Source organism: Photorhabdus asymbiotica (assembly GCF_003634575.1).
In the GTDB taxonomy this organism is placed as follows: Bacteria; Pseudomonadota; Gammaproteobacteria; order Enterobacterales; family Enterobacteriaceae; genus Photorhabdus; species Photorhabdus asymbiotica.
The window spans coordinates 70,620-82,128 of the sequence record NZ_RBLJ01000006.1 but is presented as its reverse complement, the minus strand read 5'-3'; the positions used below and the strand labels follow the sequence as shown (position 1 = coordinate 82,128).

The window sequence follows — 11,509 nt, the reverse complement described above, 5'->3', positions numbered from 1 at the left end:
TTTAACCTTTTAACCTTTTAACCTTTTAACCTTTTAACCTTTTAACCTTTTAACCTTTTAACCTTTTAACCTTTTATACCCGCTTAACTTGAAGATGCAGGATTCAGAATCTGAAAATTGTCATTAATACGGCGTGACAGACTCCCGGCAAGTTCCGGTAATATTTCCGTAAAAAAGTGATGTATTGCCTGCCTGAACAAGGCCGCCGAGGCGAAGTAACGATTATTTCTGACTTGTTCATTCATCACTTTCCACAGCCTTTCTATCGGGTTCAGATTTGGGCTGTAGGGCGGTAAGTAATGAAGTTCAATATTCATCACATAAGCCCAGTCTTTCACCAACTCACTCCGGTGATAACCGGCTCCGTCAAGGATAATATGAACCTTCTGACTGACCGGATAGGTTTCACGCAGGGCAATGAAGAATTCTGCGATGTGATAACTGTCGATACGATCATATTCGTGTACGACTGTTTTGCTGATATCGGCCAGATTCAGGGCTCCCATCAGGTTCAGACGGGTACGGCTTCCCGTGGTTTTCACTACGGTTTTCTGGCCTTTACGCATCCAGCCATAAGCCAGTTTCGTCCCCTGAGTGGGATGGACGCCATCAATGAACAGGATGGGCTCATTGTCTCCGGCTTCCTGCTTGAGTTTCCCGTAGGTTTCTATAAAGGCCCGCTGCTGTTCCGCGTTGAACTTGTGTGGCACGCCGGTCGGTTTTTTATAACTAAATCCATTGTGGTGCAGCCATTTATTCATGCCGGGAACGGTGTAACTGATATTCCACGCTTCTTTGACAAGGTGGATAACCGCCTGTGTGGTGGGCAGAAGATTCGCGGTCAGATAAGCGATAAGTTCCTTCGTCTGTGTTTCGCTGAGGTGGCTCTGAGAGCCGCCATTGTCGGGCTTGAGTTTGCGGTGATTAAGGTAATCGCTGATATGACGATTAACGGTCATTTCATGCAGGCGCAGGGCCTGAGCGATCATGACAGAGCTCCAGCCCTCAGAGGCCAGCAGGACCGCTTTGATACGATCACACTCCCGCTTATCACGGCAGGTGTGATGAAGGTGTTCAAGTTCGGCTTTTTGTTCGTCGGTAATGAATATTTTCATGACGGATACCCTGAACCTCATTTGGGCGAAAATCAAGCAGTTTCAATGAGCACGGGTATAACCTTTTAACCTTTTAACCTTTTAACCTTTTAACAGTAAAAACATTAATAAAAAAGTCAACTAAATACCCTTTAAATAATTTATTTAGTTCAAGATAACTTTATCTCTATTTAATTAAATAAACAGAAAAACATCACTATTATCATTCATAGTAAAGATTATTTACATAAATTTATTAATAAAGTGTATATACCCTTCATCTTTCAAGTTGCTGCTTTGTTGGCTGCTTTCACTCACCCCAGTCACAGAGTTATCTATGCTCCTGGGGATTCGTTCACTTGCCGCCGCGCTGCAACTCGAAATCTATTGGGTATATAATAGAAAAACACCACATTCAGAAAAGTTTCAAGCTGATACATTTATAAACACCTTTTAAAAATCTATCAATTAAGATAAAGAAAAATTAAAAAAGATATTTAATGCAGATATGTTTTTCCACGAGAATATGGAAAATACAGGAGATACAATAGATTAACGAATAAACTAAAATATAAATTTCCATTAATGACGATCAATTATTTTATTCCACTCTTATGAAAACATTAAACATTATAACCATGAAAAAAGTATAAGTAAATGAGATAATAATATCCTACTGTTTTAGTAGGAAACAATAATAGCCAATAAAATTATTTCAGTTTCACCGTGTCTATTGGAATACTCAATATACGCTTTTTCTTTGATCACGGTAATATCGAGAGTATTCAATACATAATCTCAGCAGTTTCAGAATAATTGACTTGTTTTACGTCGTTGATAAAGACGGTTAAACCTGCATAGAGAAATGACCCATTTCTCAATGAGCCACTCTTTATTATTAAACAAAGAACCACTGCACCTGACGAATACAGCGGTCGTTTTGAACATCAAGTTTCCCTCGGACAGTACAAGCCTTCTGGCCTTTCCATGGTAAAAAGACACGGCGGCGTAAATCCCTGGCAACTTCACGCCCGTGACCAAAAGGTGCAATCATTTCGGGAAAAAAAATATGTGGACCTGAGCGCCAATCCATATGATTAATCTCTCTTTCTCCCGAGAGTAATTGTTCCCGGTTTTGTTCAGATAAAAAAGCCCAATTACAGAAAGCAATTGGATGCCCATGTTCATCTTCATAGTAGCAAAACTGATTAAGTTCAAATGCAGGTAAAATACGTTGCTGCCACTCGGACACTAAGTATCTCCGATGCAGAGGAGAATGCTGACTCAATAACATCACTCCTCCGATCATTGCCTGTATTCCTGCGGTATTCAGTTTCACTGGCTGATGTATAATCGCCATGCGTTATTCAACCATCAGATGTTATTTTTCATTTTTAGCCGCACGTTTCTTCGCATTAGCGGGTTCTTCTGCCGTAACTTCAGCTTCTGATGCAGGTTGTTCTGCCGGTAATTGCGGAGTTGGTAAAAACCCTGCCGCTATCAATTTATCAAATTCAGCCGCCATACGTGGATCTTCTAACATATTTTTAACCATCGAGACCATATACATAAATCCCGATGCTGGCATATGAATAACCTGTTTCAATTCAAGTTCATTGTCATTTTCCGCCATTATTCCATTCGCCATACGATTAGGTTCCTGACCAACAAAATAAAGAGAGAAAACGCCTTTGTTATAATTGACGCTAGAGATAGTTTGTACAAATTTTTCAGACATATTTATTTACCAAAAAACAAACAATTTATTAATAAGATTGTACAATATGTACAACAGTGAAAACATTAAACTCAAAGATACTATGGGATTACCTGACTATAAATGCTTTTAAATGAACAAATCAAATAAAATAATATCGAGCAAAAATTCAAAGACAATATTCATATACCAAAAAGTCTTTTTACCCCCCATATGTCGTCCTATTTACCCACACACTGTTATCAACAACAAATATAAGATATTAAAGTGATAATTAAATGACAACATAACAAACAGGCAACATGATGCTCTGTTTTTATTCATATTCTATGCAAATTCTAAAGATGTTTTTTCATGAATGAGATTGAAAAATTAACCCTATCATCATTAAAGTTAATATTGATGATATGTAATGGAAAAAACAATATCACTGATATTGATCACTTAAAAAACGCTAATTGTTACCAATCTTATATAAGAGATATAGAGAAAAAATTTAACTTATCTCTCGTCAATAAGCAATCTGCCAGAAAAAAACACGATGATATACCATTACCCGCAATCTTGTTTGATAATAATGGCCTACCTTTTGTTTTAGCCAAATCGAATAAAGAAAACGCACTCATCCAAAAGGTAAATAAAGAAACCCCAGAAATATGGCCTGCTAAAAAACTTATGGAAGAATGGAATGGCAAATGGATTAAGATAAAACAAAAACAATCTAAATTTGATATTAGTTGGTTTATTCCAGAGTTTTTGGCACAAAAGAAAAACCTAGGTGAAATATTACTGTTTTCTTTTGTACTACAAGTTCTTGCACTCATTTCACCCTTAGTCATTCAGGTCGTTATGGATAAGGTATTAATCCATCAGGCATTATCAACCCTTGATGTATTAATCTTTGGTTTAATTATCGCCGGAATAATCGAAGTGATTTTACGAGGATTACGCGAATATCAATACGCTCATACCGCAAACCGTATCGATATCAAATTAGGATTAAAGCTGGTTCGGCATCTATTTGGCCTGCCTTTACTCTTTTTTAAATCCCGTCAAGTAGGCGCGATTGTTACACGGGTTCGTGAACTGGATACCATCAGGGAGTTTCTCACTGGTTCAATGTTCACCTTATCCGTCGATATGCTGTTTATGTTTGTTTTCATCTACGTGATGAGCCTGTTATCCAGTACGCTAACCTGGGTTTTTATCGCAACAATTCCTTTTTATGCCATTCTGGCATGGTGGCTAACACCTCGCATGGAAAAGGCCGTTGAAGAACAATTCACTCATGCAGCAATCAATACCTCTTTTCTGACCGAAACGGTTTCCGGTTCCGAAACACTTAAAAGCCTGGCAGTAGAACCAAGATTTGTTCGCCGCTGGGATAGCCAAACCGAGCAGATGATTGATACCAGTTACGCAGTACAGCAACTTGGTAATCGCTCAAATCATATTGTTATGCTACTGCAAAAAGTCACCAATGCCGCAATTCTCTGGTTAGGCGCATCAGAAGTTTTATCCCTGCAAATGACACTGGGTCAGTTGATCGCCTTCAATATGATGGTAAACCATACTTCCCAACCATTAGCCCGGCTGGTGGAACTTTGGGGACAATTTATCAGAACACGGGTAGCTGTAGATAAATTAGGCGATATGTTAAACCTACCAACCGAGCAGCAGTCCGGACAACAACAAGTCGCTCTGCAAGGGGCAATCTCATTTAACCAGGTTGTCTTTCGTTATCAACCCGATATTCCTCCAACCATTAAAGGATTTACCCTTGATATAAGAGCCGGAGAAACCATTGGTATTGTGGGCACCTCCGGTTCAGGCAAAAGTACGCTGGCACGTTTATTACTCCGCCTTTATTCGCCGGAAACAGGTGCAATCACCTTAGATGGAATTCCATTGCAAAATATAGGTATCGAAACACTCAGACAGCAAGTTGGCGTTGTTCTACAAGAAAATTTCTTATTTAACAAAACAGTATATGAAAATATTGCCCAGTCAAAACCCGATATTAACCTGGAATCAGTGATTAAAGTTGCCAAACTGGCAGGTGCTCATGACTTCATTCTCAGGCTACCAATGGGATATGACACCATCATAGCAGAAGGCGGGCAATCCTTATCTGGCGGTCAACGTCAGAGGCTTGCTATTGCTCGGACTATACTTGCAGACCCCAAAATTCTCATTCTCGATGAAGCAACCAGTGCGCTTGATGATGAATCACAATCACTCATTCAATCAAATATGGCAGAAATTGCACAGGGCAGAACCGTCATCACTATCGCACACCGGCTTTCAACCGTGCGTAATTGTGATCGCATTATTGTTCTTAATCAGGGGGAAATGATTGAGCAAGGTTCTCATGAGCAACTGCTTAAACACGGCAAGCAGTATCGGAAGCTCTGGCAACTGCAACAGGAATTGAAACAGGAGGTGCCTTATCATGATTAAGGCTTTTAAGGATAAAATTAAAACACGGTTGTGCTTTCTCCCACAACACTATGACTTCTTACCAACACATTTAGCGTTATCGCAGCGTCCACCCTCACCTTTCGCCCGCTACACCGCAATCATGCTCAGTGTCAGCATTATCATCGCTTTGCTCTGGGCATATCTGGGTAAGTTGGATGTTCAGGCAACCGCGACTGGCCGCCTGATTGTCTCCGGTCGTTCTCAGATAATTCAAGCGTATGAACAAAGCCGTGTGACAGCTATTCATGTCCAGAACGGACAGCGGGTCATTAAAGATGATCCACTGCTGACATTAGATACACTTGGTGTCAATCAAGATATTGCCAAGTTATTCAAACAGATTGAATATCAAACCCATGAAAAGATTCGTTACCAAGCTTTGACTGAGAAACAAGAACCCGCAGAACAGGGATTGTTTCAAACATTGCCAGCATCTCAGCAAGCACAAGTTGTCGAAAACTATTCCCGTGAAAAAAGAGAATATGAAGCTGGTATAACAAATCTGAAAGCAGAGATGAACGTGAATCTCGCTTCTCAACAGGCTCGAAAAAGTGACATTAATGCACTCACCAAGCTTCGGCAGAATATCAGCCAGCGTTTAAAGGCACGCCAAACCTTGAGTGAAAAACAGGTGATCAGTAAAGTTGAATATCTTGAACAAGAAAAAGAGTTCCTGGAGACAGAACGTCTGATTGCCCAACAAAATTCTGAACTTCATGTTCTGCAATCGCAATATATTAACCTGGAAGAACGACTAAACGGCCTGAAAGCGCAAAAAGAGCGCGAATGGTTCGACAAAAGAAAACAGTCCGAAGTTCAACTGGTCGTTTCAGAACAAGATCTTTCAAAAGCTCAGGCGCGGGAACAACTGGAAATCATCCGTTCCCCTGTCACAGGGACCGTTCAGCAACTCAGTGTGCATACATTAGGTGCGGTACTGCAACCCGCACAAAACTTAATGGTGATCGTTCCTGATGACAATGTGCAATTGGCAGAAGTGCAAATTTTAAACAAAGATGCCGGATTTGTTCATCCAGGACAACAAGTCACCGTTAAGGTAGATGCCTTCCCCTACACGCGTTATGGCACTATCGACGGTGAACTGTTGAACATATCCAGAGACTCAACCACTGATGAACAATTAGGGCTGGTCTTTCCTGCGCAGGTAAGTCTTAAAAGTAATCATATTGCCATAGACAATACAAAGGTCGAAATTACCCCGGGTATGTCAATTGTCGCCGAAATCAAAACTGATCAACGCCGCGTTATCGATTATCTCCTGAGTCCTATCAGAGAGTATCAGTCTGAAGCACTGAGGGAGAAATAATCGTGAACATCTTGCTACCTTCGACTACCATCAGCGCCGATGATGATGTCCATAATAATCAAGCGCTGGATTGCATCGTCTATGTGGGGAAACAATTTCATAAATCCGCCACTGCCGATCAACTTCAACACAGCCTTGGTTTTGATTCTCTCTATCTGAGTGATTTACAACTACGTGAAGCAGCCAACGCCATCGGACTGCGCAGTAAAATTGAACGTTTAACTGCTAATACAGGACCGACTTTACCCTTACCAGCATTGATTGAATTAGAACAACAGTGGTGGGTACTTATTGAAATTAATAATGCCAATATAACCGTTCTTAATCCTGTCACTAAACAAACGCGATTATTTTCTTTACCCGTTGATAATAAAGAAAATACTTATAAGATTCTTTTAATCGCAGATCAGGAATTAACTAAGAAGCACGTTAAATTCGGTTTGGGTTGGTTTTACCCCTCAATTTTCCGACAAAAAAGTCAGATAAAAGATCTATTTTTGTTTGCTATTTTCCTTCAGTTATTTGCGCTGGTTAGCCCGATACTGTTTGAAAATATCATTGATAAGGTATTGGTAGGACGAAGTTTATCCAGCCTTCATGTATTGGGCATGGCGATGCTCGCTATTGCCCTTGCAGAACCCTTATATAGTTTCATGCGTAATACTGTATTTGGGCACATGGCAAGCCAGATAAACTCTGAGCTTTCCGGACGACTATATCGTCATTTGACCGGCTTACCGCTGCAATATTTTAAGCAACGACAAACAGGGCAGATTATCGCCAGAGTCAGAGAAATGTCGCAAATTCGTCAGTTCCTGACGGGTTCTACTCTGATGCTATTACTGGATTTAATCTTCATTATCATGTTCATTGGCATCATGTTTTATTACGCCCGAATACTGACCTGGATCGTCATTGGTTCGCTCTTCGTTTATTTCATATTCTGGATAATCGCCGGGCCGATTATTCGTCGCAAAGTAGAAGCAGAGTATGAAAGTGATGCTGATGCAACCAGCTTTCTGACTGAAACAATCACCGGGATTGAAACCATTAAAACCACTGCCACTGAAAATCGTTTTTTGCATCATTGGCAACGTATTCTCAGTCAGCAATTGACCAAAAGCTTTACTGCACAGAAAAGTGGCCTAATCGCCGGACAAGGCATCGATTTTGTCCAGAAATTTACTACGGCGATCCTCTTATGGTGGGGGGTGACGGAAGTCCTACGCGGTGAACTCACACCTGGACAGCTCATTGCTTTTAATATGCTTGCCGGACATGTCACTCAACCTATCCTCCGACTTGCACAAGTTTGGCAGGATTTTCAGCATACGTTAATCGCCTTGAAGCGTGTGGGCGACATTCTTGATGAACCTATGGAGAACAGTAAACAGGGATTGGCTTCCGTACCTGAACTGGAGGGTCAGATTGAATTCAGAAACATTCGCTTCCGCTATCATGATGACACACCAGAAGTTCTGGCAAACCTCTCATTATCCATAAAATCTGGCGAATTCATCGGCATCACCGGCCCCTCTGGTTCAGGGAAAAGTACTCTTACCCGTTTGCTACAAAGGCTATATGTCCCTCAACATGGGCAAGTCCTGGTTGATGGTATGGATTTAGCCATTGCTGATCCTGTCTCTTTACGCCGCAATATGAGTGTCGTACTCCAGGAAAGTATCCTGTTTTCCGGCAGCATCACCGATAACATCCGACTATGTAAACCCAATGCGACCGATGCAGAAGTCTATCGAGCTGCTGAGTTATCCGGCGCTATTGAATTTATTCAATCTCTTCCTCACGGTTTCGCACATCCGGTCGGGGAAAAAGGTTCAAATCTCTCAGGTGGCCAGAGACAGAGAATCGCATTGGCAAGGGCACTTCTCGTCAACCCAACTATTCTGATCCTTGATGAAGCTACCTCAGCATTAGACTATGAATCCGAAGCGGCAATTATGGCAAATATGGATGAAATATGCCGTGATAGAACTGTCATTAGCATAGCTCACAGGCTTAATACGATTCGCCATGCCGATAAAATCTGTGTGTTAGATCAGGGACAAATCGTCGAATTTGGTTCACATGACCAACTGCTTCAGCAAGGGGGTTTATATGCCCAGTTGTGGAATCAACAAGTTGGTAAAAGTTAAACCGTCGCAATCCAGCTTAATTTTCAACAGAAGGTGAATGAATTTTGACTCAATTTGTATCTATTTCTATTAATTTGTGCAAAAAAATAACTTAATGTAACTAAATCATTTAAATTGTAACATTAAGTTATTAATATGTTAGGTAAATCAAATGTTTTTATACATCTTAATTTTTAAGTCGGAGAATTCTTATGGACAGGAATCCAGTTTCTTTAAGCGCTTTAGCATTTTCAGGAGGATCTCTGACTTCTATTACTGGCCCAATAGAGATTTTAACTCTTGCCGCTCATTTAGCCGGAGCGCCGGAGCCAGAAATAAATATCGTCACACAGGATAATCAGGATGCTGTTGGGCTGGGAGGAGTGCGATTAAAACCCAATAAACTTATCAGAGAGATTAAACAAACAGATATTGTGCTAGTGGGTTCAATTGGCATCCCTGACAACGATTTGGATTCTTGTACCCAAGAAACCTTAGATTGGCTCCAAAGAATGGAAGAAAGAAATATTCCTATTGTCTCTATCTGCTCAGGTTCGTTTGTACTGGCTAAAGCTAATTTACTCAATAATCGCAAAGCCACCACACATTGGTTGTTAACCAACTCATTTAAGGATATGTTTCCGCAAGTACAGCTACACTCGGAAATAAAAGTCACTAGAGATAACAATATTTTCTGTACTTCTGGCACTTATGAATACAATGATGTCATGATGCACATTGTCGAACAGATATATGGTTACAATACTCGAGAAACCTGTAGCCAACTTATATTTGGTAATATGGAAGGTGCCCCGCCGCATACTTTGGCAAGTTTTGTACCTTACCGCCAACACTCAGATACACTTATCCACAAGCTACAGGATTGGATGCATTCTGCTCCATCAGACATATTATCTGTTGGCGATTTGGCAAATAAAATTCACCTGTGCGAAAGGCAAATGAAGCGACGCTTTAAAACAGCAACTGGCCAAACACCTATTCAATATATCCAGCAAATCCGGTTATCCCTGGCAAAATACCGGCTAGAAAAATCAAATAAAACCATAGAAGAAATTAGTCATGAAGTTGGCTATGAAGATACTCGTTATTTTAGAGAGTTATTCAAGAAACTTAATGGGGTAACACCTATAGAATACCGCAAAAAATACCAGTACCGTTAAAGCAGGTACTCACTGACAATCCCTTACGGATAAACAATGACACGACTTTTTATCTTTGTTAGGCAGTGGCGATACATTAGAAGCTGGGGTATCATGGCGTGCTATATTTTATGGTATACGCCCTTTAGTAATTGAATTTATGGCAAAAGAACAAATGGACCGCACCACTCTGGATTTGTTCGCAGATGAACGCAGACCGGGGCGCCCAAAAACCAACCCACTTTCCAGGGATGAACAGCTTAGAGTCAATAAACGTAATCAGCTTCGCCGCGATAAGGTGCGGGGCCTGCGTCGTGTGGAGCTGAAAATAAATGCTGACGCAGTAGATGCACTGAACTTTCTTGCGCAACAACGCAATATCAGCCGCAGTGAACTCATTGAGCAAATTCTGTTGGCCCAGTTAGCAGAAAGTGACATCACTACGTCATAGCATTGAAAATGCCAGCACCACACAAATTTGACAGAATTGTCCTTACTGTTTGGTCAAAATAGAGCTTTATTTTTTATTAATGCAATCAGAAACTTTCTGCTGATTTCGACATTTTATATACGTATATCTCAAACAGAAATACACAAATAAAACAAGAGGTTATATCATTTTATGGCAATTATAGGTATATTCTTCGGCAGCGATACCGGCAATACAGAAAATATTGCCAAAAAGATCCAGAAAATTCTGGGTTCTGATGTTGCTGAAGTCCATGATATTGCCAAGAGCAGTAAAGAAGATATCGAACAGTTCGATATTCTGCTGCTAGGCATCCCTACTTGGTACTACGGTGAAGCACAGTGTGACTGGGATGATTTCTTTCCGACTCTGGAAGAGATCAATTTTGACGGGAAACTTGTCGCCCTTTTTGGCTGTGGAGATCAAGAAGATTACGCAGAATATTTCTGTGATGCTATGGGAACCATCCGTGACATCATAGAGCCTCGCGGAGCAATTATTGTTGGTCACTGGCCAACTGCGGGTTATCACTTCGAAGAATCAAAAGGTCTGGCTGATGATAACCACTTTATCGGTCTTGCTATCGATGAAGACCGCCAACCAGAATTAACAGACGAACGAGTCACTTCCTGGACTAAGCAGATCCGCGAAGAGATGAGCTTGTCAGAAATTCTTGGAGAATAAGAGCCTACCTCAGTAGGCATAACTGGTGCAGGCCATTCTTATCAATGGTGAAATGGACAGCGTGCAAAATCCTGGAGCGTACCCGTAGCATGTGAGGCACGATTCGCTTTTCTCACTCTGCGAGCCGCATAAAGTTCTTTCAAAAGGCGATTCTTTTTGCCCGAACACTGCCCAAATTCGCTCTTTATAACGAAGAATGGTAAATAAAATAGCCTAATAGCATGGACAGTCAGGCTATTTCTGCGTTTTACAAATGATTATTCTGGCAAAATGTGTAATGATAGTTATGGTTAACGTGGTTTTCATTTTCATTAGCCATGCCTATATACCCAATAGATTTCGAGTTGCAGCGCGGCGGCAAGTGAACGCATCCCCAGGAGCATAGATAACTATGTGACTGGGGTAAGTGAAAGCAACCAACAAAGCAGCAACTTGAAAGATGAAG

General features: G+C 40.9%; 9 protein-coding genes. 6 read left to right on the top strand and 3 right to left on the bottom strand.

Going from position 1 to position 11,509, the window contains the following annotated elements; genetic code table 11:
* Nucleotides 1-83: 83 nt before the first annotated feature.
* From BDD30_RS22310 to rtxH, 3 genes are all read right to left on the bottom strand, one after another.
* Entirely contained in the window at nt 84-1,115 is a 1,032-nt protein-coding gene (locus BDD30_RS22310) for an IS630 family transposase (protein WP_041381472.1), read from the bottom strand.
* 877 nt (nt 1,116-1,992) lie between these two features.
* Nucleotides 1,993-2,454: an RTX toxin-activating lysine-acyltransferase RtxC gene (rtxC, locus tag BDD30_RS22305; RefSeq protein WP_015835196.1), complete on the bottom strand. Its 462-nt coding sequence runs from the start codon at nt 2,452-2,454 to the stop codon at nt 1,993-1,995.
* Between the two features lie 21 nt (nt 2,455-2,475).
* Nucleotides 2,476-2,832: a protein RtxH gene (gene rtxH / locus BDD30_RS22300; RefSeq protein WP_015835197.1), complete on the bottom strand. Its 357-nt coding sequence runs from the start codon at nt 2,830-2,832 to the stop codon at nt 2,476-2,478.
* Between the two features lie 333 nt (nt 2,833-3,165).
* Here rtxH and BDD30_RS22295 point away from each other — a divergent pair, with 333 nt between their 5' ends.
* From BDD30_RS22295 to fldA, 6 genes are all read left to right on the top strand, one after another.
* Complete coding sequence (locus tag BDD30_RS22295; protein WP_015835198.1) at nt 3,166-5,271, top strand: peptidase domain-containing ABC transporter; 2,106 nt, start codon at nt 3,166-3,168, stop codon at nt 5,269-5,271.
* Nucleotides 5,264-6,619 (top strand): HlyD family type I secretion periplasmic adaptor subunit, encoded by a 1,356-nt coding sequence (locus BDD30_RS22290; protein ID WP_015835199.1) that lies wholly within the window; start codon nt 5,264-5,266, stop codon nt 6,617-6,619. The genes BDD30_RS22295 and BDD30_RS22290 overlap by 8 nt, the downstream gene beginning before the upstream one ends.
* An 11-nt stretch (nt 6,620-6,630) precedes the next feature.
* Nucleotides 6,631-8,772 (top strand): type I secretion system permease/ATPase, encoded by a 2,142-nt coding sequence (locus BDD30_RS22285; protein WP_015835200.1) that lies wholly within the window; start codon nt 6,631-6,633, stop codon nt 8,770-8,772.
* 191 nt (nt 8,773-8,963) lie between these two features.
* Nucleotides 8,964-9,932: a GlxA family transcriptional regulator gene (locus BDD30_RS22280; RefSeq protein WP_015835201.1), complete on the top strand. Its 969-nt coding sequence runs from the start codon at nt 8,964-8,966 to the stop codon at nt 9,930-9,932.
* Nucleotides 9,933-10,071: 139 nt separating this feature from the next.
* Nucleotides 10,072-10,362, top strand: coding sequence for a LexA regulated protein (gene ybfE, locus BDD30_RS22275; protein WP_015835202.1), 291 nt, complete (start codon nt 10,072-10,074; stop codon nt 10,360-10,362).
* 171 nt (nt 10,363-10,533) lie between these two features.
* Nucleotides 10,534-11,064, top strand: a complete 531-nt coding sequence (fldA, locus tag BDD30_RS22270; RefSeq protein ID WP_015835203.1) for a flavodoxin FldA — start codon at nt 10,534-10,536, stop codon at nt 11,062-11,064.
* Nucleotides 11,065-11,509 lie beyond the last annotated feature (445 nt).

Excerpts from the sequence above, each read along its gene's own strand:
- BDD30_RS22290 (WP_015835199.1), top strand. The coding sequence starts at position 5,264 with ATGATTAAGGCTTTTAAGGATAAAATTAAAACACGGTTGTGCTTTCTC.
- BDD30_RS22280 (WP_015835201.1), top strand. The coding sequence starts at position 8,964 with ATGGACAGGAATCCAGTTTCTTTAAGCGCTTTAGCATTTTCAGGAGGA.
- ybfE (WP_015835202.1), top strand. The coding sequence starts at position 10,072 with ATGGCAAAAGAACAAATGGACCGCACCACTCTGGATTTGTTCGCAGAT.
- fldA (WP_015835203.1), top strand. The coding sequence starts at position 10,534 with ATGGCAATTATAGGTATATTCTTCGGCAGCGATACCGGCAATACAGAA.
- BDD30_RS22310 (WP_041381472.1), bottom strand. The coding sequence starts at position 1,115 with ATGAAAATATTCATTACCGACGAACAAAAAGCCGAACTTGAACACCTT.
- BDD30_RS22295 (WP_015835198.1), top strand. The coding sequence starts at position 3,166 with ATGAATGAGATTGAAAAATTAACCCTATCATCATTAAAGTTAATATTG.
- rtxH (WP_015835197.1), bottom strand. The coding sequence starts at position 2,832 with ATGTCTGAAAAATTTGTACAAACTATCTCTAGCGTCAATTATAACAAA.
- rtxC (WP_015835196.1), bottom strand. The coding sequence starts at position 2,454 with ATGGCGATTATACATCAGCCAGTGAAACTGAATACCGCAGGAATACAG.